The 24,750-nt window shown below is 41.5% G+C and carries 28 protein-coding genes; 11 read left to right on the forward strand and 17 right to left on the reverse strand.

Features of this window, described 5'->3' with window-relative positions:
* Positions 1-31: 31 nt before the first annotated feature.
* On the forward strand, positions 32-895 hold the full coding sequence (rfbD, locus tag J3L18_RS00495) for a dTDP-4-dehydrorhamnose reductase (RefSeq protein WP_129569005.1): 864 nt from the start codon (positions 32-34) through the stop codon (positions 893-895).
* A gap of 74 nt (positions 896-969) precedes the next feature.
* Here rfbD and cysN read toward each other — a convergent pair whose 3' ends face one another.
* Together cysN and cysD are read right to left on the reverse strand one after the other, a co-directional pair.
* Complete coding sequence (cysN, locus tag J3L18_RS00500) at positions 970-2,256, reverse strand: sulfate adenylyltransferase subunit CysN (protein WP_129569004.1); 1,287 nt, start codon at positions 2,254-2,256, stop codon at positions 970-972.
* 10 nt (positions 2,257-2,266) lie between these two features.
* Positions 2,267-3,172: a sulfate adenylyltransferase subunit CysD gene (gene cysD, locus J3L18_RS00505; RefSeq protein WP_090528572.1), complete on the reverse strand. Its 906-nt coding sequence runs from the start codon at positions 3,170-3,172 to the stop codon at positions 2,267-2,269.
* 305 nt (positions 3,173-3,477) lie between these two features.
* Between cysD and rfbA the strand changes: the two genes are divergently transcribed.
* Entirely contained in the window at positions 3,478-4,341 is an 864-nt protein-coding gene (gene rfbA, locus J3L18_RS00510) for a glucose-1-phosphate thymidylyltransferase RfbA (RefSeq protein WP_090528569.1), read from the forward strand.
* A 5-nt stretch (positions 4,342-4,346) separates the two neighbouring features.
* Here the strand turns inward: rfbA and miaA are convergent, their stop codons facing one another.
* The 8 genes from miaA to J3L18_RS00550 form a co-directional block, all read right to left on the reverse strand.
* Positions 4,347-5,270 carry a tRNA (adenosine(37)-N6)-dimethylallyltransferase MiaA gene (miaA, locus tag J3L18_RS00515; protein ID WP_311085102.1) on the reverse strand — a complete coding sequence of 308 codons (924 nt, stop codon included), beginning with the start codon at positions 5,268-5,270 and terminating at the stop codon, positions 4,347-4,349.
* A 36-nt stretch (positions 5,271-5,306) separates the two neighbouring features.
* Positions 5,307-6,395 carry a mannose-1-phosphate guanylyltransferase gene (locus J3L18_RS00520; protein WP_188833318.1) on the reverse strand — a complete coding sequence of 363 codons (1,089 nt, stop codon included), beginning with the start codon at positions 6,393-6,395 and terminating at the stop codon, positions 5,307-5,309.
* 104 nt (positions 6,396-6,499) lie between these two features.
* Entirely contained in the window at positions 6,500-7,159 is a 660-nt protein-coding gene (locus J3L18_RS00525) for an IS1096 element passenger TnpR family protein (RefSeq protein WP_129571854.1), read from the reverse strand.
* A 41-nt stretch (positions 7,160-7,200) separates the two neighbouring features.
* Complete coding sequence (locus tag J3L18_RS00530; RefSeq protein ID WP_129571855.1) at positions 7,201-8,613, reverse strand: CCA tRNA nucleotidyltransferase; 1,413 nt, start codon at positions 8,611-8,613, stop codon at positions 7,201-7,203.
* Positions 8,614-8,954: 341 nt separating this feature from the next.
* Entirely contained in the window at positions 8,955-9,524 is a 570-nt protein-coding gene (locus J3L18_RS00535) for an L-threonylcarbamoyladenylate synthase (protein WP_091166671.1), read from the reverse strand.
* Positions 9,517-10,641 (reverse strand): glycosyltransferase family 4 protein, encoded by a 1,125-nt coding sequence (locus tag J3L18_RS00540; protein ID WP_129571856.1) that lies wholly within the window; start codon positions 10,639-10,641, stop codon positions 9,517-9,519. Before J3L18_RS00540 ends, J3L18_RS00535 begins: the two co-directional genes overlap by 8 nt.
* Before the next feature lie 140 nt (positions 10,642-10,781).
* Positions 10,782-11,597 (reverse strand): 2,3,4,5-tetrahydropyridine-2,6-dicarboxylate N-succinyltransferase, encoded by an 816-nt coding sequence (locus tag J3L18_RS00545; protein WP_091166675.1) that lies wholly within the window; start codon positions 11,595-11,597, stop codon positions 10,782-10,784.
* 267 nt (positions 11,598-11,864) lie between these two features.
* Entirely contained in the window at positions 11,865-12,287 is a 423-nt protein-coding gene (locus J3L18_RS00550; protein WP_129571857.1) for a hypothetical protein, read from the reverse strand.
* A gap of 53 nt (positions 12,288-12,340) precedes the next feature.
* Between J3L18_RS00550 and J3L18_RS00555 the strand changes: the two genes are divergently transcribed.
* The 3 genes from J3L18_RS00555 (at position 12,341) to J3L18_RS00565 (ending at position 13,798) form a co-directional block, all read left to right on the forward strand.
* On the forward strand, positions 12,341-12,535 hold the full coding sequence (locus J3L18_RS00555) for a lysozyme (protein ID WP_129571858.1): 195 nt from the start codon (positions 12,341-12,343) through the stop codon (positions 12,533-12,535).
* A gap of 421 nt (positions 12,536-12,956) precedes the next feature.
* A complete protein-coding gene (locus J3L18_RS00560) occupies positions 12,957-13,151 on the forward strand; it encodes a hypothetical protein (RefSeq protein ID WP_129571859.1) in 195 nt (64 codons plus the stop codon).
* Positions 13,152-13,390: 239 nt separating this feature from the next.
* On the forward strand, positions 13,391-13,798 hold the full coding sequence (locus J3L18_RS00565) for an Hsp15 family ribosome-associated heat shock protein (RefSeq protein ID WP_112657759.1): 408 nt from the start codon (positions 13,391-13,393) through the stop codon (positions 13,796-13,798).
* Between the two features lie 94 nt (positions 13,799-13,892).
* On the opposite strand, the gene J3L18_RS00570 is transcribed toward J3L18_RS00565, so the two are convergent.
* Positions 13,893-14,372, reverse strand: a complete 480-nt coding sequence (locus tag J3L18_RS00570; protein ID WP_090528535.1) for a nucleoside deaminase — start codon at positions 14,370-14,372, stop codon at positions 13,893-13,895.
* A 124-nt stretch (positions 14,373-14,496) separates the two neighbouring features.
* The gene (locus tag J3L18_RS00575) at positions 14,497-15,090 is read right to left on the reverse strand and encodes an OmpH/Skp family outer membrane protein (RefSeq protein ID WP_090528531.1); all 594 of its coding nucleotides are present in this window, start codon (positions 15,088-15,090) and stop codon (positions 14,497-14,499) included.
* A gap of 459 nt (positions 15,091-15,549) precedes the next feature.
* On the opposite strand from J3L18_RS00575, the gene gyrB reads away from it, so the two are divergent.
* The 3 genes from gyrB to J3L18_RS00590 all read left to right on the forward strand — a co-directional run bounded on the left by gyrB (position 15,550) and on the right by J3L18_RS00590 (position 18,609).
* A complete protein-coding gene (gyrB, locus tag J3L18_RS00580) occupies positions 15,550-17,508 on the forward strand; it encodes a DNA topoisomerase (ATP-hydrolyzing) subunit B (protein WP_090528528.1) in 1,959 nt (652 codons plus the stop codon).
* 159 nt (positions 17,509-17,667) lie between these two features.
* Positions 17,668-18,279, forward strand: coding sequence for a YdeI/OmpD-associated family protein (locus tag J3L18_RS00585; RefSeq protein WP_129571860.1), 612 nt, complete (start codon positions 17,668-17,670; stop codon positions 18,277-18,279).
* Positions 18,280-18,312: 33 nt separating this feature from the next.
* On the forward strand, positions 18,313-18,609 hold the full coding sequence (locus J3L18_RS00590; protein ID WP_129571861.1) for a YciI family protein: 297 nt from the start codon (positions 18,313-18,315) through the stop codon (positions 18,607-18,609).
* Positions 18,610-18,611: 2 nt separating this feature from the next.
* Here the strand turns inward: J3L18_RS00590 and J3L18_RS00595 are convergent, their stop codons facing one another.
* From J3L18_RS00595 to rpsF, 5 genes are all read right to left on the reverse strand, one after another.
* The gene (locus J3L18_RS00595; RefSeq protein WP_129571862.1) at positions 18,612-19,697 is read right to left on the reverse strand and encodes an alpha/beta hydrolase; all 1,086 of its coding nucleotides are present in this window, start codon (positions 19,695-19,697) and stop codon (positions 18,612-18,614) included.
* Positions 19,698-19,813: 116 nt separating this feature from the next.
* Complete coding sequence (gene mtgA, locus J3L18_RS00600) at positions 19,814-20,485, reverse strand: monofunctional biosynthetic peptidoglycan transglycosylase (protein WP_218117281.1); 672 nt, start codon at positions 20,483-20,485, stop codon at positions 19,814-19,816.
* A 206-nt stretch (positions 20,486-20,691) separates the two neighbouring features.
* The gene (rplI, locus tag J3L18_RS00605) at positions 20,692-21,135 is read right to left on the reverse strand and encodes a 50S ribosomal protein L9 (RefSeq protein ID WP_091166691.1); all 444 of its coding nucleotides are present in this window, start codon (positions 21,133-21,135) and stop codon (positions 20,692-20,694) included.
* A gap of 15 nt (positions 21,136-21,150) precedes the next feature.
* Entirely contained in the window at positions 21,151-21,414 is a 264-nt protein-coding gene (gene rpsR, locus J3L18_RS00610) for a 30S ribosomal protein S18 (protein ID WP_022833472.1), read from the reverse strand.
* Positions 21,414-21,782, reverse strand: coding sequence for a 30S ribosomal protein S6 (rpsF, locus tag J3L18_RS00615; protein ID WP_090528512.1), 369 nt, complete (start codon positions 21,780-21,782; stop codon positions 21,414-21,416). Before rpsF ends, rpsR begins: the two co-directional genes overlap by 1 nt.
* Positions 21,783-21,930: 148 nt before the next feature.
* On the opposite strand from rpsF, the gene J3L18_RS00620 reads away from it, so the two are divergent.
* The 3 genes from J3L18_RS00620 (at position 21,931) to J3L18_RS00630 (ending at position 24,729) form a co-directional block, all read left to right on the forward strand.
* Positions 21,931-22,551, forward strand: a complete 621-nt coding sequence (locus J3L18_RS00620) for a hypothetical protein (RefSeq protein ID WP_129571863.1) — start codon at positions 21,931-21,933, stop codon at positions 22,549-22,551.
* Positions 22,552-22,637: 86 nt separating this feature from the next.
* Positions 22,638-22,874, forward strand: coding sequence for a hypothetical protein (locus tag J3L18_RS00625; RefSeq protein ID WP_129571864.1), 237 nt, complete (start codon positions 22,638-22,640; stop codon positions 22,872-22,874).
* A gap of 400 nt (positions 22,875-23,274) precedes the next feature.
* Positions 23,275-24,729 carry a capsule assembly Wzi family protein gene (locus tag J3L18_RS00630; protein ID WP_129571865.1) on the forward strand — a complete coding sequence of 485 codons (1,455 nt, stop codon included), beginning with the start codon at positions 23,275-23,277 and terminating at the stop codon, positions 24,727-24,729.
* Positions 24,730-24,750 lie beyond the last annotated feature (21 nt).

Below are 24,750 nucleotides of genomic sequence, written 5' to 3' on the forward strand. Positions count from 1 at the left end.
TGGTTTAATCAAAAAATAACACTTCTAAAAAATGCAAAATATCATCGTATTTGGAGCATCAGGACAATTGGGTAACTGCTTAAAGAAAGTGGCAGCCGACAGGAAAATAGATTATATCCATTTCCTGCCGGAAGAAGAGGCAGACATTTTGCGGGACGATTTGCTCGATATTGTTTTTGAAAAATATAAACCAACGTTTGCTATCAATTGCGCTGCTTATACCGCTGTTGATAAAGCGGAAGACGAAGTTGACCTGGCCCGGGCGATCAATAAAACAGGGGCCGCAAATCTTGCTAGGCATTGTAAAGCATATGGTGCTACCCTTGTTCAGATCTCAACTGATTTCATTTTTAAGGGCGATGTGGCATTGCCACTCACAGAAGAGGCCATTGCTGAGCCTATCAGTGTATATGGCCTTACCAAACTGGAGGGCGAACAGGTAATTGCGGAAATTCTTGATGAACACTATACAATTCGTACAAGCTGGCTATACTCCGAGTATGGCAACAATTTTGTAAAAACCATGCTAAGGCTTGGGGCCGACCGTGATGAGCTTAAGGTGATTGCAGACCAGGTGGGCACACCCACATATGCTATTGACCTGGCAGAAGCAATTTTAACTATCATAACAGCTGGTAAAAAAGCATATGGTATTTATCATTACAGCAATGAAGGGGTAACCTCATGGTATGACTTTGCCAAAGGCATCTTTGATATTTCAGGTACTGATGTTAAAGTACTCCCAATACGCACATCAGAATATCCAACGAATGCGCAACGACCGGCATATTCGGTACTGGATAAGGCTAAGATCAAAGCTACGTTTAATATAGAGATCCCTTACTGGCGCGACAGCTTAAAAGCTTGTATTAAAAAATTGGCCGCCGCACAATAAACAATGGTTTTAAAAAAATAAAATGCCAGGCTTTTCTTACAAACCTGGCATTTTTTAGCTTTTTTCCAAATAGCTTACAGGAATGTCCCTGCTGCTACCGTTTCATTAGTTGATTCATCAACCAGGATCAATGAGCCGGTAATACGGTTTTTGCGATACTCGTCAAACACTACGGGTTGAGTAGTGCGTAAACGGATCTTCACCATTTCGTTCATCTTAATATCAGTATTTTCTTCCTGTTTTTCAAGCGTATTGATATCCAGTTTATAATAAACTTCCTTAATGATTGACATTACCTCGCGGGTGGTGGTTTTGAGATGATATTTAGCACTTGGGCGCGGGCCTCGGGTTGCCATCCAGCAAATCATGGCGTCAAGGTCCTGGCTCACCTGTGGTTCGCTGTCGTCTTTAACAATCATATCGCCGCGGCTTACATCAATATCATCCTCCAAAGTAATGGAAACCGACATTGGTGCAAAAGCTTCTTCAACCGGACCCGAATAAGTATCGATAGATTTTATGGCTGATGTTAATCCTGATGGCAATACGGTGATCTTATCGCCGGGCCTGAAGATACCGCCCGCTATCCGGCCGGCATAACCACGATAGTCATGATATTCAGCCGCATGAGGACGGATAACTGTTTGCACCGGAAAGCGGGCATCAGAGTGGTTTTCATCACTGGCAATATGGATAGTCTCCAGTGTATGTAACAGGCTTTCGCCTTTGTACCATGGCATGTTTTCCGAATCGTTAACCACATTATCACCAGCTAAAGCACTGATAGGTACAAAACGGATATCAGTGACATCAATTTTTGCTGCAAAAGCTTCATATTGTTCAACTACTTTGTTAAAAGCCTCTTCGCTGTAATCAACCAGGTCCATTTTGTTCACACAAACAATAATGTGTGGTATTTTTAATAGTGATGCAATAAATGAGTGGCGGCAGGTTTGCTCAACCACGCCTTTGCGGGCATCAATAAGTACCAGGGCAAGGTTTGCAGTTGAAGCGCCGGTAACCATGTTGCGGGTATACTGGATATGGCCGGGGGTATCGGCAATAATAAATTTACGTTTAGGCGTGGCAAAATAGCGGTAGGCCACGTCAATGGTAATGCCCTGCTCGCGCTCCGAACGTAAACCATCAGTTAATAATGAAAGATCAACATGCTGAAGCCCTTTTCGTTCGCTCGATTGTTTTACAGCCTCCATCTGGTCTTCAAAGATGGATTTCGAATCGTATAGCAAGCGCCCTATAAGGGTGCTTTTCCCATCGTCAACACTACCTGCTGTAGTAAAACGTAATAATTCCATTGTGGTGGTATGTTTTGCTCCCGGCTTGACTGCCTGAAGGCTCATTGAATCAAATTTAAAAATAACCTTGTTTTTTCCTGTCTTCCATTGATGTATCCGAGCGTTTATCGTCGCTTCGGTTGCCCCGTTCGGTGCTGCGGGTTGCTGATACTTCAGCAACTATCTTCTCCAGCGTATCGGCGTCTGATTCGATGCCGCCGGTGATGGTGATATCGCCCAGTGTACGAAAACGCATGAGTTTGTTTTCGATAGTTTCACCCTCCCTAAGCTGTAAAAACTCTGAAGCAGGCAGCCAGGTATTATCGCGGTAAACCGCGTTACGCTGATGTGCAAAGTATAATGAAGGTATAGCTATATTTTCCTGCAGAATGTAGTTCCAGATATCCATTTCGGTCCAGTTACTGATCGGGAACACACGGAAGTGTTCGCCCATGCGCTTGCGGCCGTTAAAGATATTCCAGAGCTCGGGGCGTTGGTTTTTAGGATCCCACTGGCCAAACTCATCGCGGTGACTGAAGAAACGTTCTTTAGCACGGGCCTTTTCTTCATCACGGCGCGCACCGCCGATAGCAGCATCAATCTTATTGCTTTCGATGGTATCAAGCAGGGTTACTATCTGCAACTCGTTTCGGCTGGCGTTAATACCGCTTTCCTCAACTGCGCGGCCTTTGTTAATTGATTCCTGAACCGAGCCTACAATAAGTTGCACGCCAAGGTTTTCAACCAGCTTATCCCTAAACTCCATAGTTTCAGGAAAGTTATGACCGGTATCAATATGGATTAGGGGCATTGGGATTTTAGCGGGCCAGAATGCCTTTTTTGCCAGGTGCGTTACAACAATAGAGTCTTTCCCGCCCGAAAACAGGATGGCAGGACGATCAAATTGTGCAACCACTTCCCTGATAACGTAAATGGCCTCTGATTCTAATTCCTGCAGATGAGTAAGATAATATTTATGCATGTTAACAATGAAAATCCGCTAAATCCACCTAAATAGTAGTTTTTAACGTTCAAACTGCAATAATAACAATTTTATGCTAATGTTGAGGGGATTAAATGGATTTTGCTTTTGAAAAAGGCTTGTTGCCCGGTACATGGTTTATGTTCAAAATAATCAGATAAAATATAAGTTTGCATATTGAACAATAAATACCAACTTTATACCTGATAGCATTGTTCAACAGTATAATAATGGGCCCTGATATTACGGAAGCATTATTATATACTAACTTCGGGATGTTTACTTAAAAATTAGTATAATCAAATATGAAAGGCATTATTTTAGCAGGAGGGTCAGGCACCCGACTTTATCCTATAACCAGGGCAATCAGTAAACAACTGATGCCTATTTATGATAAGCCTATGATATACTACCCGCTATCGGTTTTGATGCAGGCGGATATCAAAGAAATTCTGATCATTACTACAGCCGAAGATAATCCCGGTTTTAAGCGGTTGTTGGGCGATGGTACAGAGTTAGGCTGTAAATTTGAATATGCTATACAGGAAAAGCCTAACGGCCTCGCCCAGGCTTTTGTTATTGGCGAGCAATTTATAGGCGATGATAAAGTAGCTTTGATATTGGGCGATAATATATTTTATGGTACCGGATTTAACGAATTGATCCGCAGTTTTAATGATGTAGATGGCGCTGCTATTTTTGCGTATCATGTGGCCGATCCTGAACGTTACGGTGTGGTTGAGTTTGATGCCGAATTCAGGGCCTTGTCAATTGAGGAGAAACCTTTGCAGCCAAAATCGAAATTTGCAGTACCCGGCCTTTATTTTTATGATAATTCGGTAATTCAAATTGCTAAAGATCTTGAACCCTCACCCCGGGGTGAGTATGAAATTACCGATGTTAACAAGTTTTACCTTGAACAGGGTAACTTGCATGTTGGCGTTATGGATAAGGGAACAGCCTGGTTAGATACGGGTACGTTTGATTCATTGAGCGACGCTACTGAATATGTGCGCGTAATCGAAAAACGCCAGTCAACAAAAATCGGATGTATTGAGGAGGTTGCTTACCGCCGTGGGTTTATCAATGACGATCAGTTGCGGCTATTAGTTAACAAATATATCAAAAGTGGTTACGGCAAATATTTACAAAGCCTGCTGCCGCAATAAAATAATTATGCGGAAGTTTCAATGGCTTTAGCCATCTGGTCAATAACATCGGGAGCACCGGCATCAAACCAAACAAAATCTTTATCTTTTCTGAACCAGGTAAGCTGCCTTTTGGCGAAGCGCCTGGTATTTTGTTTTATAAGCAGCAGGGCTTCATCGAGGCTGGTTTTACCATCGAAGTAATCAAATAGCTCTGAATACCCCACTGTATTTAAAGCATTAAGTTCCCGGTAGGGCAGGAGACTTTTTACTTCTTGAATCAGGCCTTGTTTAACCATCAGGTCGACGCGCAGGTTTATACGTTCATATAGTTTTTCGCGGGGCATATCAAGCGCCAGTTTGATAATGTTAAAAGGTCTTTTATTTACAGTAGCGTTGCGGTAAGATGAAAATGGTTTACCTGAGGTTTCAAAAACTTCCAGCGCCCTGATGATACGCTGAGGATTATTAAGGTCGACCTGGGTATAATAATCCGGGTCGACCTGTTGTAGTTGTTTTTGTAATGTTGTAATTCCTTCCCTTTCCAGTTGTTGGTTTAGTTTTTCACGTACTGAAATATCGGCTACGGGCAAGTTATCAAAGCCTTCACAAATAGCTTTAATGTACAAACCTGACCCTCCCGCCAGGATCACCTTATCATGTACTTTAAAAAGTTCATCTAAAAGTGCAAGCCCCTGCTTTTCAAAATCGCCAACAGAAAAACTTTCGGATATGGAGTGCGAATTGATAAAGTAGTGTTTGGCCGCAGCCAACTCGCTTTCATCAGGCTTGGCAGTGCCAATACTCATCTCCCTGAAAAATTGTCTCGAATCGGCAGAAACCACCACAGTATCGAACTGTTGCGCTAACTTAATGGCTGCTACTGTTTTCCCTACTGCGGTAGGACCGGCAACTACAATGAGGGTTTTATCACCCTGCGTCATGTTCATAAGCCTAAGCTTTACTCATATCAAAAATGTCGGTAACTAAATATACTTCGTCCCGAACTTGTTCTTTACATCGGCCACAACCTGCTTGATGTTCTGTTCCTGGTCGCGGGGGCAAATGAGCAGGGAGTTGTTCGATTCTACTACGATATAATCATGCAGCCCCTGCAATATTACCAGTTTTTCGCCCGGCACGTTTACCATACAGTTTGAAGAGTCATACATGATCACTTTTTCGGCAGGGATAACGGCATTACCTACATAATCCTTTTCGGCAAGGTCATATATTGATGCCCAGGTACCCAGATCGCTCCACCCAAAATCCGAAGGTAATACATACACATTATCTGCTTTTTCCATAATGCCGTAATCTATCGAGATATTGACGCATTGCTGGTATACATTGTGAACGTGAGGTTTCTCTTTATCCGAATTGTACACCGGTTTTGCATCAGCAAAAATCTCGTGCATTTCGGGCAGGTACTGGCTAAAGGCCTTAACAATAGTTTTGGCCGACCAAACAAAGATGCCGGCGTTCCATAAAAAGTCGCCGCTTTGAATAAAGGTTTTAGCTATTTCAAGAGTGGGTTTTTCGGTAAAGGTTTTTACCTTATGAAACTCATCATTGATAACGTTATCAGTGTATTGGATATATCCGTAACCGGTATCGGGCCTTGATGGTTTAATGCCCAGGGTTATCAGATAATCATTTGAAGCGGCGGTTTGCAATGATTTTTCGATAGCGGCAACAAAAGCATCTTCATCCAGGATCTGCTGATCGGAAGGGGCTACAACAATAGCTGCATCGGGGTTAAGACTTTCAATTTTAAAACAGCCATAGGCAACACAAGGTGCCGTATTACGCATTACCGGTTCGGTAAGAATCTGCTGATCCTCCATATCGGGCAATTGTTGTTTTACCAGTTTGGTGTAGTTTTCGTTAGTAACAACGTAAATATTTTCTTTGGGGCAAACTTTCAGGAAACGTTCGTAGGTGTTTTGTATTAAGGTTTTACCGGTACCGAGTATATCTATAAACTGTTTAGGGTGCGATGTACGGCTTATCGGCCAAAAGCGGCTTCCAATTCCTCCGGCCATAATTATGGCATAGTAATTTTTGTTATTCATTGATAAATGGGGGTAAATTATTATGAGCTGGTTAAAGTAACAAAACAAGTGAGGCGGCCTAACATAAAAAACGAGTATATAATTTATATACTCGTTTTTTATGATTAATAATCGTCGCTACCGCCGCGGCCAGGCCTTTCATCATCATCAAAGCCTTCGTCATCGCTAAATTCATTGCCGAACTCATCTTCCCCCTCTTCTTCTTCGCCGCCGCTGTGTTTTTCTTCCGGCAGATCATCGGTATCTGTAACTTCCGAAAAATCTTCGGCATCCTCCGGGTTAAAGGCCATTTCGTTCAAAAAGTCGAAGTCTTCGGTAACAGGCGGTAAAACGGTAGCATTAAATGAATTGCCAAATTGTTTTGGAGCCTCGCCAACTGATTTTACAACGGCAGGGTAGGTAGTACCCGGTGTTTCATCTAAAATGATCTTCATTAGTTCAACATGAAAATCAAACGGACGATCGAAATTGAATGTATAGTAAAATTTTTGGTGCGGATCATCAATAAAACTTAACAGCTTTACTTTATTCATTAATGATACGCCACGGTCAATACGCCTTTGGTTAGGCAGGTAAGTTATTTCTTCACCTTTGGTCCACTGATCATTGCTGATATAAAATGATGAAGAAAATTCCGGATTGTATCCGGTTGACTGATGAATTGCGCGGTGAAGATCTTCGAAAGTTTGATTTGATTTTACATCAATTTCTCTCGTAACGTCATCGTAGTCTTCAAAAGTAACCCTGAACCTGTATACTGCCATTGTTTATTGTAGATTTTGGACAAAAATAATAATGTTTTAATTTAATTTGGGGTAGTCACAACTTTTAAGCCAATTTCAATGCCTTTGCTGATTGTAAAGCTTAACGCGGCCTCACGATTGTTGGGAATTTCGCCTTCTAATATGGCTTCGCGGATCTGATTTTTGATTATTCCTACCTCGCGGCCTTCTTTTATCCCAAATATGGTCATGATATCGTTACCGGTAACCGGCGGCTGCCAGTTACGGATGCTGTCGCGCTCCTCAACGTCTTTTAATTTTTGTTGAACAAGCTCAAAATTGTTACGATATTTTTTAACCTTATATTCGTTTTTGGTGGTGATGTCTGCTTTACACAACAACATCAGTGCTTCAATATCGTCCCCTGCCTCAAAAAGCAAACGCCTCACTGCTGAATCGGTAACTATGGATTGTGAAAGTACGATGGGCCTTAAATGCAGCTGCACCAACTTTTGAACCTGCTTCATTTTTTCATTAAGCGGCAGCTTAAGCTGGGTGAAGATCTTGGGCACCATGCGTGCGCCCCGGTCTTCATGACCATGAAAAGTCCAGCCGTGGCCGGGCTCAAAACGTTTGGTGGCGGGTTTGGCTATGTCATGCAGTATAGCAGCCCAGCGTAACCACAGGTCGTCAGTAGTTTCGCAGATGTTGTCAAGCACCTGAAGGGTATGGTAAAAGTTATCCTTATGACCTTTTCCATCTACATAGTCAACTCCATAAAGGGCTACCATTTGCGGGAAGATCTTATGCAGCAGCCCGGTATCAAACAGGTAATTAAAACCTATTGATGGCACCGGCGATAGGATGATCTTGTTCAGTTCATCGGTAATCCGTTCCTGCGATATGATACTGATCCTGTCGGCAGTGGTTTTAATGGCTTCAACAGCGATATCATCAATCCTGAAATTAAGCTGGGTAGCAAACCTGATGGCCCGCATCATGCGCAGCGGATCATCAGAAAAAGTTTCGTTAGGATTAAGCGGCGTACGGATCAGCTTGTTTTCCAGATCAGCAATGCCGTTAAAGGGATCAAGCAACTCGCCAAATGTATCCGGGTGGAGGGAAATGGCCAATGCGTTGATGGTAAAATCGCGGCGTTTCTGATCATCTTCCAAAGTGCCATTCTCCACAATTGGCTTGCGCGAGTCGCGGCGGTATGATTCTTTACGGGCGCCAACAAACTCTATCTCCAGATCGCGGTATTTGAGCGAGGCCGTACCGAAGTTTTTATAAACCGCCAGTTTAACTTTAAGTGTATTGGCAACAATTTCGGCAAAGGCTATCCCGTTGCCAATAATTACGATATCAATATCCTTCGACGGGCGGTTCAGGAAAATATCGCGCACAAAACCACCTATAGCATAGGCCTGTACATTTTGTTCGCCCGCCAAACGGGATATAACAGAAAATACGGGGTGCCTGAGGTGTTGCTGCATAGTTGGATGCTTAAAAACGCTAATAAGGGTACAAAGGTAAGATTAATTGGTAAAATGCCCCGGTAAAGTCAAAAGTCTTAAGTCGAAAGTCCTAAGTCAAAAGTCCTAAGTATCTTTCCACTTAATAAACAAAATTTTCAGACTTCAGACTTTGACCTCATACTTCCGACTTTCTGCACGACAGGGGGTTAACAGGGTTAATACAATTTTAATTATTTGATTTAAATAATTGATAGTCAGTATATTGAATATGTAGAGGGGTTGCACAAAAGATTTTATAAAAATGTTTCTGTTAAAACATATCTTCAAAAATACCTTTTTAACTAATCACTAATCCATCGTTAACGACGCAAAAACTCAAACCTGCCATCAGGGGCCAACCTCATGATGGTTGACGGTGTTTTGATCTCCTTGCTGTGCTGCTCTAAATCAACAACGTAATCAACACCGTCAATAATTTCCTGGTCTATTTGCGAAAAATATTGCGGCGAGGGCTTGCCGCTAATATTAGCTGATGTTGACACCAATGGTTTGCGTAAACGCTGAATCAATTGCTGGCAAAAAGGGGTGTCTTTTACAACCCTGATCCCCACACTGCCATCAGCAGCAATTAATGCCGGAGAAATGTTTTTGGCGCCCGGCATTACCAGTGTTAACGGGTTCTCGGCATATTCAATCAGTTCAAAAGCCAGCGGGTTTACTTCACTGATATAGCTTTCCAGCTTGTTTTCAGTATCCAGCAAAATGATCATGCTTTTGGCCTCATCGCGCTGTTTCAGGCGGTAGATCTTTTGAATGGCTTCGGTGTTGGTGGCGTCGCAGCCTATGCCCCAAATGGTATCGGTAGGATAAAGGATGATGCCACCCTCTTGTACAATTTTAAAAGCCTTGGCTACTTCGTCTCTAAGCATGGTTCAAAATATTTTGGTAAAGCTGCATTAATTGCAGGCTTAGTTTATCATTGGTAAAATTAGCTGCGTAAGCGCGGCCTTTGGTTATCATGGTTTGCCTTAAGTCATCATCACTAAGCACCTGGTTTAGTTTTTCGGCAAGACCGATATCATCATCAGAGTTCACATACAGGCTGCCTGGCCCGCCTGCTTCTTCAAGGCAGGAGCCCGTTGCTGCTATAACCGGCGTGCCGGAGTTTAAAGCTTCTAACACGGGTATACCAAAGCCTTCGTACCGTGACGGGTAAACAAATACCGATGCCAGTTGATAAACAGCAGGTAACTCTGCAAAGGTAACGTCTTTTAAAAATATTACCCGGTGGTTTAAGTTATTAGCTGTTATACATGCTTTAACCAATTCTGTGTATCGGGTTTCTTTGCCAATTACCACCAGTGTTATGTCATCAACATTTTTTAACGCCTTAACGGTTAACAGCAGGTTTTTGCGTTCTTCAATAGTGCCAACACTCAAAATAAAGCGGTTGGGCAGCTTATATTTTTCTTTTACAGCCGATTTTTGCGCGGCGGTTTGTTCAATTGCAAATGAAGGGTCACACCCCTGGTAAACAACTTCTATTTTTTGGGGGGCGATGCTGAGCAGGTCGACAAGATCATCCTTTGTTTTTTGGCTTATGGCGATAATTTGATCCGAGACACGGCAGGCATGTTTAACCTTAGCGAGGTAAATACGGTAATTAACCGCACCAAAATGTTTCGGATAACGCATGAAGATCAGGTCATGCATGGTAACAACCGACTTAATGCCGGTATGTTCGATTCCCGAAGGCAACTCGTGACTTAAACCATGGTACAATTCAATACCATAACGTTTTAAATCTTTGATAATTCCTTTACTACGCCACCATGAAGTGAACCATTTGCTTTTTGGGGTAACAGTGCGAATGCTGGGATAATCGCCAATAAAATTAAGCCGTGGATTAGCTTTGGCCTTTGGCGTATATAAATATAAAAGGTTGGATAGATTGAGCGACGCTATGCCTTTAATTAACCAGCGACTGTAATTACCTAAGCCGGTATTATTGTAAAAAGCCCGTTTAGCATCGTATCCTATCTTCATGTTTTAGATATGAGATGTGAGATATGAGACGTGAGAAATGCTGCATTCTCAGAGGAATATAGCAGATGTGAAATAAAGGTATTGCCGGAATCTTTACCATGCAAAATCTCATATCTCACATCTGATATCTCATATCTAAATTATACCGCTACGTTATTTTCACGCAGGGCGTCATTTAATGACGTTTTTTTATCGGTTGATTCCTTACGGGTGCCGATAATGAGGGCGCAAGGCACCTGGTATTCGCCGGCAGCAAACTTTTTGGTATATGAACCCGGAATTACCACCGAGCGGGCAGGTACGCGGCCTTTATATTCAACCGGGGTGCTGTGGGTAACATCGATGATTTTGGTTGATGCGGTTAATACCACGTTTGCACCTAATACAGCTTCATGTTCAACATGTACGCCCTCAACAACAATGGCACGTGAACCAATAAAGCAGTTATCTTCAATAATAACCGGAGCAGCCTGTAGCGGCTCCAACACACCACCAATACCAACACCACCGCTTAAGTGTACATGTTTGCCAATCTGCGCGCATGAGCCAACAGTAGCCCAGGTATCAACCATGGTGCCTTCATCAACATAAGCGCCAATGTTTACGTACGATGGCATCATGATAACACCTTTGGCCAGGTGGGCACCGTAGCGGGCAATACCATGAGGTACAACACGAACGCCGGCTTGCTTGTAATCCGTTTTGAGTTTCATTTTGTCATGAAAAACAAAAGGGCCGGTTTTAATTTCTTCCATCTGCCTGGTCGGGAAATACAAAACAACCGCCTTTTTAATCCACTCATTTACATGCCAGCGTGTGCCAATGGGTTCGGCCACACGGATCTCGCCTTTGTCCAAACGGTCAATAACGGTTTCAATGGCGTTGGTGTATTCATTATAGTTCAGCAGGTTCCTGTCTTCCCAGGCCTCTTCAATCAGTTTTTTAAGATCTTGCATTGGTGAAATTAAACTTTTGGCAAATTAAAGGATTTTTTACTTTTATGCTGTTTTGATGCCTTCATGGCCATAAAGGGACAAAACAGGGACAAAATTGATTACCTTATATTGATGTTTTTTGAGTTATGAATTTATTTACTTGCACACTTCCGAAGAAGATTAGCAAGGACAAAGATAATAAAAAGTGGTTTGTTCGCTACTCCATTACTTATAATGGCGAAAAAACAGAATACCCTAAAGAGTATAGTAAAAATTCACCCCGGAATTTCAATAAGTCTCCAATTCGATTGCTTTGGTAGAATCCCAACCTTTCTTTTTAAAAAGTCTTTTGCTTAAAAGTAATCCTAAAGACAAACCTAAAACTACTCCTGATACGCTGAACGGCAAAACGAAATTGACAGGGTTTTTCAATATAGCAAATTGGTAAAAGATTGCTACACCAACAAGCAAATAAGCAATGACGGTTGATATTGAAACCCCGATTTTTTTAGGCCGGGGAACGAAATAAGCAGTAAGTACTATCAGAACAAAACACAGAATGAAAAACACAAGGAAATGATACATTGCATCAGTAACAATGTTTTTAGCCATAAAATCATTTAAAGGGTTGGCGTATGCTAACACAGATATCAGGCCAGTAAAAATTAAAAAGGCAAATAAAACTCCTAAAATCGTTTTAAAGATATTCATCCTGTAGGTTCGGTTATCAAAGATAAAAATACTTCGGTCTAATATTTATCAATGTGAAAATTAATAAAGAAGGGTTGGGAATCATTAAGAATGAAGAAGGTGTAGTTTTACATGCTTACAAAGATATTGTAGGTGTTTGGACTATCGGTATAGGCTGTACTTATTATCCGAACGGTAAACCAGTAAAAGAAGGTAATATCATCACTCAAACCCAATGTGATGACCTTTTTTTGAATGTTTACGTATAATATTTTGATTCACAGCGCATTGTTTTGCACACATTTATACAATATCCGGACAATCGATGGGTAGCTATATAAAAAACATTAAGTAAGCCTTAATTTTATATAAACGGAAACCAACGTTTAAACTAATTAGGTGTCAAAGCCTTCCGGACAGCGAGTGTCGGGGAGGCTTACTTTTTTTATTTCAACGGGCGCTATATCTATAATTCCAAGGTTGGTATAATTGGATTTTTGGGAGAACAATTTGATTTTAAAAGAGCGTTTATTTATTGTTGTTGCTGGTAAATAAGTTTATAAAGCATTAACAATTAGTACTTTACTTATGGCGTAACTGCTTATTATATCAATCTGTTGCCTTGGATGAATATTGGTATAATTGTCTTAACCTTTTAATTTATTACTGTTACCCCAATTATTCCCAGGTATGACCCCATTTGTACTGATTGCCATTATTTTACTTGGCCTGGCATTGCTGCTTATTTTTGGGGTTTTGTTTTTTAGCTTTCTCAAATACATCCCAAGGCGCTATTATCCACACTGGAAATTTCCTGATTATGTTAGCGTTGGTTATGCTGAATACCTTTATCATAAGTTCATTAAAAAAGACCTGCCCAAGTAAGCTGTAAAAAGTACCGGATCATAAAAGGTTTTTGATAACTACAATAATCTCTGGCAAAGCCGTTTTAAAAGCTATAAATTTGAGGCTTTATACTTATACCACCGTCGGGATAGCGGCGCGGCAAGTTGCGTTTCAGCTGTAAAGCATCTCCCGAACATGGATGCTTTTATTTGTACGTAAAATGATATTGGTAAATTAGCCGGCCGACCGGATAATCGGTGTAAAAGCAATTGAATGTTATGGCCGAAAAAGAGAAACTGAGAATAGATAAATACCTGTGGGCCATCCGCGTGTTTAAAACACGTACGCTGGCTTCTGATGCCTGCAAGGCCGGCCGTATCAAGCTGGATGGTAAAAATATCAAACCATCATACGAAGTGAAAATTGGTGATGTTTACCAGGTAGCAAAAGGTATAGAGCGCAAGGTAGTGAAGGTAACCGGCTTGTTGGAAAACCGGGTAGATGCCAAAACCGCTGTTAATTTTTACGAAGATATAACTCCTGTTGAACAAACCCAGGCCTTTAAATCAATGTTCCATGCCCCGATACTGAAGCGTGATCGTGGCACGGGCCGCCCCACTAAGGCCGACAGGCGCGAGATTGATGACCTGAAAGATAATTTTTTTGAAGAAAAAGAAGAGGAATAGCCCCACCCAACCCTCCCCTAAAGGGAGAGGGCTTCTGAAAGCCGGGGAATGTATTTTAAAAGTCTCCCCTTTAGGGGAGATTTAGAGGGGCGATTTAATAATGATCTTTATGCTCGGTTGTTTCCCAAAGTTTAAAAGCAGTTAGCGCTTCATCACGAAGGATTTGGACAAAAGGGAGCTTGCGTTTTTCCATGGTACAGCCCAGTTCATCATAAATAAAATGATCGTCGAAACCTATCGCGGCGGCATCGGCTTTGGTATTGGCGTAATAAATTTTATCGATACGGGCCCAGTAAATAGCGCCCAGGCACATTGGGCAGGGCTCACAGCTGGTATAAATTTCGCAGCCTGATAAATTATATGTTCCCAGTTCCTGGCAGGCCAGACGGATCACCGAGACTTCAGCGTGTGCGGTAGGGTCATTAGTGGGCACAACACGGTTGGCGCTACGGGCTATGATCATGCCGTCCTTAACTATTACGGCCCCAAAAGGCCCGCCCATTCCGCGCTTTACATTGTCTTCGGCCAGTTCAATGGCTATGCGCATAAATTTTTCGTGTGCCGTATTTTCCATATTGCCCTAAATTAAAAAACCTCAACCGAAGTTGAGGTTTTAATTTGAAAATGTGTCAATTTGAATATTTGAAAATGACTTGTAATGTTCAAATTACTACATCATCAAATTTTCAAATCGTATATTATTTTTTGTCTTTAGCGTAAGCTTCGTTAAGGCGTTTGGCAACGTCAACGGTAACATCTAAAGATGGATCACCATACAATACGGTTGGATTGGCTTTTGAATAGGTTAACACCAGTTTGTAGCCTTTTTCTTTAGCATAACCTTTTACAAAGTCGGCAATTTTATCATACAGTTTAGCATTTTCAGAAGCTTGCTCGTTTTGGAATTCGGCACCTGCATTTTGAGAGTAGCCTTGTAATTCCTGTTGTTTACGCTGTAACTGTTGCTCGGTAGCCTGGCGTTGATCGGCCGGCATGGTAGCCTGATTTTTCTGGTATTCGGCAACCTGGCGTTGAAATGCCTGACCGCGGTTTTGCAAGTCGGTTTGTGATGCTTTTCCTTTTTCTTCAAGGCGTTTTGACATATCCTTAAAGTAATCGTACTTGTTTAATAAAGAATCAGAGTTTACATAAACAATAGTTTCTTTATCAGGAGTTGCTGTGGTTGCAGCAGCCGGTTTATCGGCGGTTTTATTTTGAGTACAGGCCGCAACGCTACCTGCAATTGCTAATCCTAAAGTAAGTTTGGTTAAAACTGAAGCACTGGTTTTCATTTCTGTCAATCTGAAAATTATTATAAAATTTTGACAAAGATAATCTTTCATTGCAAGTATCCTAATGATTTCGAATATCGGATTTTCGATTTCGGATTTGTTTTTTAAAGATTACGTTGATTGATTTTTGTTTCTGGGATTACACCGATTTTGACTATTGATGATTTTTGATTCCGCTACTTTTTTTGCCTGAATCTGAATTACAGGATTTCAAAATAAAGAGGGTGCTAAACAATTCTATAAACTCTAATAGCTTCTTAGAATTCGTGTTCAGGCAAAAACAACCGGGCAAATCAAATCCAATAAATCATGAAAATCCACCCAAATTCCGGTTCAGCGCATTTGGTTGATCCTGTAAATTCTGATTCAGACAACTCTCCACAACAGTACTTTTATCCACAAATAATCGTTAATACGGGGTATTTTTTGTAATTTTGAAGATTGTTTCATTAAATAAATATGAGCGAAGAAATTCAGGATAAATCCAATTATTCAGCAGATAACATACAGGTTTTAGAAGGTTTAGAGGCGGTGCGCAAGCGTCCGTCGATGTACATTGGCGATACAGGTGTTAAAGGTTTGCACCACCTTGTATATGAAGTAGTTGATAACTCTATCGACGAAGCCCTTGCCGGTTATTGCGATGATATAAAAGTTACTATACATGTTGGCAATTCCATAACCGTATCAGATAACGGTCGTGGTATCCCTACGGGTATCAATACAAAAGAGGGTAAATCGGCGCTTGAAATTGTAATGACCGTTTTGCACGCCGGTGGTAAATTTGATAAGGATACTTATAAAGTATCCGGCGGTTTACACGGTGTGGGTGTGAGTTGCGTTAACGCATTATCAACCCATGTGAAGACCCTTGTGCACCGTGAAGGCAAGATCTTTACCCAGGAATACGAACGCGGCAAGCCGATGTTTGACGTTAAGGAAATTGGCGTATCTGATAAAACAGGTACTATCCAAACCTTTCAGCCCGATCCGGAAATTTTTACTACCACTACCGAGTATAAATATGATACGCTTGCTGCCCGTTTGCGTGAGTTGTCATTCCTGAACAAAGGCATTCGCCTGAGTTTAACCGATGAGCGTGAAACCCAGGAAGATGGTACTTTCCGTAGCGAAGAGTTTTTCTCAGAAGGTGGTTTGCGCGAGTTTGTTAAGTTTTTGGACGGAACACGTACATCGATCATCCCTGAGCCCATTTATGTAGATGGTAATAAGGGCGGTATCCCGGTTGAACTTGCCCTGCAGTATAATGATACTTACAGCGAGAATGTTTTTTCGTATGTAAATAACATCAACACCATTGAGGGTGGTACGCACGTCGCGGGCTTCCGTCGCGGTTTAACCCGTACTTTAAAAGCCTATGCAGATAAAGAGGGCCTGCTGAAAAACGTAAAAGTTGAGATCAGCGGCGATGACTTCCGCGAAGGATTAACTGCTATTATATCAGTAAAAGTTCAGGAGCCTCAGTTTGAAGGCCAAACCAAAAGTAAGTTGGGTAACAACGAGGTAATGGGCGCGGTTGACGTAGCTGTGGGTGAAATTTTGGGTAACTTTTTGGAAGAGAACCCTAAAGAAGCCCGCCTGATTGTAAATAAAGTAATCCTTGCCGCTACCGCCCGTGCCGCCGCCCGTAAAGCGCGCGAAATGGTACAGCGCAAGAGTGTGATGACAGGCTCGGGATTGCCGGGTAAGCTGTCTGATTGTGCCAATAGCGATCCAACCCTTTGCGAGCTATTCCTTGTGGAAGGTGACTCGGCGGGTGGTACCGCCAAACAGGGCCGTAACCGCGAGTACCAGGCTATTTTACCATTGCGTGGTAAGATCCTGAACGTGGAGAAAGCCATGGAGCACAAGATTTACGAAAACGAAGAGATCAAGAACATGTTTACCGGTTTGGGCGTAAGCCGCGGTACGCCTGAAGATGATAAAGCCCTTAACTTAAGCAAGCTCCGTTACCATAAGATCATCATCATGACGGATGCCGACGTGGACGGTTCGCACATTACCACGCTGATCCTTACCTTCTTTTTCCGTTACATGAAGGAGCTTGTTGAGGCTGGTTACGTATATATTGCCTCGCCACCGCTTTACCAGGTTAAAAAGGGTAAGGAGTACGAATATTGCTGGAATGATGTACAGCGCGATGCCGCTATTCAGCGCCTTAAAGGTGCGGGCAAGGAAGACAGTGTACACGTACAACGCTACAAAGGTTTGGGTGAGATGAACGATATCCAGCTTTGGGATACTACCATGAACCCCGCTACCCGCACGCTTAAACGCGCTACCATTGAAAACGCCGCCGAGTGCGACCATACCTTCAGCATGCTGATGGGTGATGAAGTTGCCCCACGCCGCGAGTTCATTGAGCGCAACGCTAAATACGCTAAGATAGATTCATAAGCCCTCCCGACCCCTGAAGGGGAAAGATGGTTAACACGTTTTTTAAGGCCCGCTTCTTTTTGAAGCGGGCCTTTTTTGCAGGGGCTTGTCCCTGCCCGGTTTTGGCGGAGCGTATTTAAATCCATTTTGCCGGAGTTGTTGTAATCGCTAACTTTAATTATGGAACATTACGATAACCGGATTGATACCTACATCGAAAAATCGCCCGAATTTGCAAAGCCAATTTTAAACTATCTGAGAGCTGTGGTGCATGAAGCCTCGCCTATGATAATTGAAACCATGAAATGGAGCATGCCTTTTTTTGATTACAAAGGTGTGGTTTGCAATATGGCCGCTTTTAAACAACATTGCGCATTTGGTTTTTGGAAGGCATCGTTATTATACGACCCACAAAAGATATTGAGCCTGGCCGATAAGGCTGCAGGTAGCTTCGGTCGCCTGACCAGTATTGATGACCTTCCTCCAAAGGAAGTACTTATTGAGTTTATACAGCAGGCGATGGCCCTAAATGAAGATAATAAACCCAGGCCGGCTTCCCAAAAGAAGTCGGCCGCCCAACGCGACGAGTTGGTTATACCGGACTACTTCGTGAAATTTTTAGAAGCCCATCCGCAAGCCTGGCTAAACCTTAACCAGTTTAGCTACTCGCAGAAAAAGGAGTATATTGAATGGATAACCGAGGCCAAAACCGAGGCCACCCGCCTTAAGCGTATGGAAACTGCCGCCGAATGGCTTACAGAAGGTAAATCAAGACATTGGAAGTACAAATAAATTCCAAATACCGAATATTAAAACTTAACGCTTATGTTTTTCATCGATCTTAAGTATATCGCCCCTCTTGAAGAGATTGATGCTTATATGGAGGTCCATCTGAAGCATCTTAATAAATATTATGATGAAAAGATATTTGTTGTTTGGGGGCCTAAGGTGCCGCGCACCGGTGGGGTGATCCTGGCCTTTGCAAGCTCAAGGGAGCAAATAGAGAAGATCATTACTGAAGATCCGTTTTACAAGCATAAACTTGCTGAATTTACCGTCACCGAGTTCTTAACTCCCGTGTATCACCCAGATTTAACTGCGCTGCTGGACGGTGCAGAATAGGTTTAGTTTATTTTATCGAGCCGGGTTGGTTTTTCATTTGGAAAGCTGAAAACCATGTACATTTTGTTGCCTTCTGTATGGAAAGTAATATCGGCCCGTTCATTTTCGTACATAAAGAACGACGCTTTTGCATATGGTACAATTACCATAGGTATTGCATCATTTTGGACGAAGTATAGTTTGCCTTCAGCAACATAAGTCTTGAATTTGTTTTTTTCATCGCCTGCTATCAGGTAATTACCTGCATATTGTTCCAGTTGCTTTGCAGGTATATCAATAGCCTTATGCTGTTTGCAATAGGCAAATTTTATAGCGTTTTGCATTACTTGTGCCAGGGCTGCGCCGTGACCTGCATTTGGGGTGATTGCAGTAGCAATATCAAGCCCTTTACAATGCTGGTTTTCCATGTAGATTTTAAAATCCTGAATATTTTTGCTGGTTAAGAGCTCAAAAGAACCTACACCTAAAAATACCCTGCAGTTAATGTCATGATTATTGACAAAATATTTCTTAGCCGAAGGGATCAGCTCACTGCCGCTATTACCAGGCGCCCCAATAAAGATTATGTTAAACAGGTTGGGGTGCTCAAACAATACCATAATAGTGAACATGCCTCCAAAGGAATAGCCATATAAGGCTTTATTATCGGTTACACGATACTTGCTTTGTATAAAAGGAATTACTTCCCGCTCAATAAATGATATGAACTTTGGTCCACCGGTTGTGGGGTTCAGATCGCGGCTGCGCTGGTTTGGGCGGCTGCCGTAACCAATGCCTACAATGAGTGCTTCAGTGGTTTCATAATCTTGCCGGAGCATGTTGAAGCAGTTCATGGCAACGGTCATGTTCCAGTCGCCATCGGTCATATATAATACCGGGTATTTTGTTTTGGTGGTATCGTATCCCGGAGGGAAGTGTACATAGATGGTATAATCTTCGCCAATAACTGTTGAGTGATAGTCCCATTGCACCATGTCTTTGTCCGTAAAAGGGGCGGGGGTATCGCTTTTAACTTGTGCGGCAGCAACGTTTGCGAAAAAGATAAAAGCAAGCAGGCAGAGGCTGATATTGATACTTTGTTTCAACATGGCGTGTGGTTATATAAATTAAGATAGTCTTAATTTACAAAAGGTTACAGCGTTGCTGGAATAAAAAAGAAATACCAGGAAAGGAATTTTCATTCCCCCTTTAGTGGGACAGGGGGCTAAAAATCCAGCGGCCCCAGCCTTTTCATATTTTTCATAATGAGGTATTGCCTGTGCCTTAAATATTTGGTAGGGTTGGTAGCCGACCATTTCAGCGGGCTTGGGAAAATCACCGCTATGGCAGCAGCTTCCTGCCGGGTTAAATCGGAGGCCGGTTTGTGAAAATAAGCCTGCGAAGCAGCCTCAACACCGTATATGCCATCGCCCATTTCAATCTCGTTCAGGTAAACCTCCATGATGCGTTTTTTGCTCCAAAAGGTTTCTATCAATATGGTAAAATAAGCTTCGATACCTTTACGGAGTATGGAACGGCCTTCCCAAAGGAAAACATTTTTGGCTACCTGCTGTGATATGGTACTGCCGCCAATTAGTTTTTTGCTGTGCGAATTTTTTTCGATGGCTTTTTCGATGGCGTTAAAATCGAAGCCGTGGTGCTCTAAAAAAGTCTGGTCTTCGGCAGCAACGGCGGCGCGTTTCATATTGTCGGAGATCTCGTCAAAATCTTTCCATTTTTTATCTATCTTCCATTCCTTACCTGCCGATTTACGCTGGAAGCCGCGTTCGATCATTAACCAGGTAAAAGGAGGGTTTATAAAACGGTAACCAATTACACCCAAAAGGCTTAAACCAAAAAACAAGATGAATATCAGTTTAAAAATCCTGAATATCAATTTAGGGATGCCATAAAACTTTGAATCCGATTTTGAATTCCGTTTGCCCGACGTTGATTTTTGGTTGTTTTTGCCGAAGAATTTAAACACTGTTATAAAATATTTCCTGATAAAAGAAGAGGGTGCTTTGCTTTAGCAAAACACCCTCTAAAATTCTAAATTTTTTCCAAAAATCCGAAATCGAAACTCCGAATTCCGAAATATAATTATTCCGCTACTACTGCAAACGGAACCTGTACTTTAACTTCTTTGTGCAGGTTGATGTTGGCTACGTATTCACCAACAAATTTTGGCTCCTGGTCAAAAGTGATACGACGACGGTCAACTTCAAAACCTTCTTTTTTCAATGCATCAGCAATTTGGATAGTGTTGATAGCACCGAAGATTTTGCCTGTTTCGCCGGCTTTAGCACCAATGTTAAGTTTAACACCTTCTAAACGTGCTGCAATAGCATCAGCATCCTTGCGGATTTTTTCTTGCTTAAATTGAGCTTGTTTAAGGTTTTCGGCTAAAACTTTACGTGCGCTTTCAGTAGCTAATATGGCGTAGCCTTTTGGTAAAAGGTAGTTACGGCCATAACCTGGTTTCACATTTACGATATCGTCTTTATCACCCAGGTTTTTTACATCTTGTTTTAAAATAACTTCCATTTCTTAAATCTCCTATTATTTTAATGAATCTGTAACGTAAGGTAATAAACCGATGTGACGTGCGCGTTTAACAGCCTGTGCCACTTTACGCTGAAACTTTAATGAAGTACCGGTTAAACGGCGTGGTAATACTTTACCTTGGTCGTTAATGAACTTTAATAAAAAGTTTGCGTCTTTGTAATCAATATACTTGATACCGTTCTTTTTGAAACGGCAGTATTTTTTACGGTTATCCTCCACTTTTGGAGCGGTAACGTATTTAATTTGTTCGTTAGCCATTAGTTTGCTGCCTCCTCTGCTTTAGCTGCTGGTTTTTTGTTAAAAGCACCACTGCGTTTTTTGTCATTGTAAGCAATGGCATGTTTATCCAAAGCAATGGTCAGGAAACGCAAAACACGCTCATCGCGCCTTAACTCTATCTCCAATTTGTTAATTAATTCACCCGGAGCCTTAAATTCAGTTAAGTGATAGTACCCTGTAGTTTTCTTTTGGATTGGGTACGCTAATTTTCTCAAACCCCAATTATCCTCCTGGACAATTTCGGCTCCGCCATCAGTAAGAATTTTGCTGTATTTGGCATTTGCCTCTTTAGCAGTCTCTTCTGAAAGCAACGGGGTTAGAACGATCACGATTTCGTACTGTTGCATTATACTTGATTTTTAATTATTTACCCGCTATAACGGGGCTGCAAATGTAGAGGTAATTATTGAAACAATCAAATGTTTTTAGATGAAATGCTACGTGTATAACAGCAAATTAGCCCGGCAGCGCTATATTAGCAGTCAAATTATTATTATGAAAAAGAACCTGCTCCTTTTTATCGCATTTTTTTTAACAACAACCAGCGCAATAAAAGCACAAACAATAGGGCCCGCGCAACAACGCCTGCTTGATTCGCTTTGCAAGGAACTGTCCAAAATTGACGTGGCAAAGATATCTACCAAACAGGCTGCCAATGATGCTTTTGAAAAGTGTTTTGAAAACCATGCCGACTTGCTGATGGATGTAGCCAAAGAGCAAAATGTTGAGGTAACCGATGAACCGGCAATGAGTAAAGTAGGCGTGGAGATCGGTAAAAACCTGATGAAGCAAAAATGCGGATCTTTTATGCAACTGGCCATGAAAATGGGAAAGGATGGCGATGCTGAGGATACCGGTACCCAGGTTACTACCGGCGTATTTAAACGGATTGATACAAAGGGATTTAATTATATTGTTATAACAGATAAGGCAGCGGCCGAAAAATCATTTATCTGGCTCAGGCAGTTTTCCGGGTCTGAGAAATTTATAGATGCTTCACCGGCTAAACTTGCCGGTAAAAAACTCCAGATAACCTGGAAGGATATGGAAGTGTATCTGCCGCAAGCCAAGGGGTATTATACTGTAAAGGAAATAGTATCGATAGATATTCTGTAAACAAGGGAGAAATTGTGTTGATAAAAACAAAATTTTTTCTAAAACTTATGGCATAGCTTATGGTTTTACTTAAAAACTCATAAGCTATGCAACCCGCAACTATTCAAGCCGAAAAAGGAACAAGCAATCCGCTTACTTTCGATGAGATCTTAATGTATGGCGGAGGGGATGATCCCCTTGAAGGCGACTGGGACGACCAGGAAGATGAAGATTTTGATGATATCCTTGAGGATAAAGAAGATCTGCATGAAATACAGGTTGATGGCAGTATTGATGAGCCCGACCCCGAAGATGATGATCATTTGCCTGATGATGATATTTAATATATTATGTGTTAAGTCTTGTTTGTTTGACCGCGACATATTAAGTTCCTTTTTGCTTATTCCGTTTATTTTTCGTTGTTGCCTTAAAAGGTGATCAGGGCAATTTGTTTCCCAAATTGAGTTAAAACAAAATTGCGTAACAATCATAGCGCATATTCTTTTGTGTCTATTTTTTTCTCCATGATTTAATTTTTTTCTACCTGAATCTCATATGGTTAAACATATAGTTAAATTTAATTTCAAGTTAAAATGCGAATGATATAATTTATTTGCTACATTACAATTGTTTTTGTATTAGTAATAGTATTATAAATGTGATTTTAATAAAAAAACAATATTATTTTTAATAAATTATCATTTTTCGTTATTTGAAATTAATCGTTAGCCGAAACTGTCTGTTATGAAAAAATTAGTCGTCTTATTGCCGATATTATTATCTTTTTTTTTAGCAAAAGCACAAAATCAGGATGTGCATATTAGCCTGGAGGCCCAGGGCATTGCCACTACCAATAATTCGGTGCCATTTTGGTTAAGGGCAAATCAGTTTGGCAGTATTCCGTTATCGGGTGGGTCCGGTAGCTTAATCGGAAAAATTCGGAAAGATTATGATACAACAAAAACCTTTGGCTGGGGTTTTTCATTTGAGGGACGGGGCAATATTGGCAATTCCGCCCGGTTTGCGTTGATTGAAGGTTTGGTGAAAGCCCATGCCGGCGTTTTTGAATTGCGTGCAGGTAGGTCGAAAGATGTTGTCGGTCTCGCCGATTCAAGCCTTTCTTCCGGGTCATTTTCAGTTTCGGGTAATGCGTTGGGCGTACCCAAAATTTCAATAGGCGTACCGCAGTATTATAGTATACCTGTTTTAAGTAAGTTATTTGCTGTTAAAGCTAACCTGGCAGTGGGTTACATAGGTAATGTTGATATATCTTATGCACATGCGCAGGTCAATAATTCAAAAGCATATTATCTTGAAAATTGGTTTTATACCCGCATTGGTATGCCCGACTGGCGTTTTAAGTTGCAACTTGGGTTTAGCCATGAAGTGGTTTGGGGAGATGAAAAGGATATTTTTCCTAATTACCGCTTAACCGGGTCAGAAACGTTATGGCATGTATTGATAGGGCAGGTTTATCATCATTCTAAAGTGGGCAATCATTTAGGCTCATTGGATATAGGTGCAGAATATCGGTTTGATGATGTTAATATTTTGCTTTACCGTCAAAATTTGTACGATAAAGGAGCGCTTTCGTCGCTTGCAAACATTGCCGATGGGCTAAATGGCTTAAGTATAACAAAAAACAAAACCGGCGAAGGGGATTTTTATTGGAAAAAAGTAGTTTTTGAGGTATTGTATACTGCTAACCAGGCTGGCGGGCTTAATGCCAAACGAACAAATTCGGGATATGAAAATTATTATAATAATTATGAGTATGCGCAAGGCTGGTCATATAAGGATGTTGGTCTCGGCTCGCCATTTATTACAACCAGGCAGGAAGGCCGGGATAATCTACCATCTTCACCGAACGAATATTTTATCAATAACAGGGTTACAGTGTTTCACGCTGCATCACAGCTTTATTTATATAAATGGTTTTATACAGCTAAACTGTCGTATTCAATAAATAAAGGTAACTATAGCACAGGTAACAATAGCTTTATGGGCTCGGGAGGTAATGTTGTAACTCCGGGCTTATACGGTGTGTTTAAGCAGGTTAACCAGTTTTCCGCTTATCTTGAGGGTATCAGGCCGCTTAATAAGGGCTACAACATAGGTTACAATATAGGTTACGATAGGGGCGGGTTATTGTACAATTCCTTTGGTGTTGTCATGAAAGTTTCAAAAACCTTTTTGTAATAATTGTTATGGATGCCTATG

The organism is Mucilaginibacter gossypii (genome assembly GCF_017569325.2).
GTDB classification, from domain to species: domain Bacteria; phylum Bacteroidota; class Bacteroidia; order Sphingobacteriales; family Sphingobacteriaceae; genus Mucilaginibacter; species Mucilaginibacter gossypii.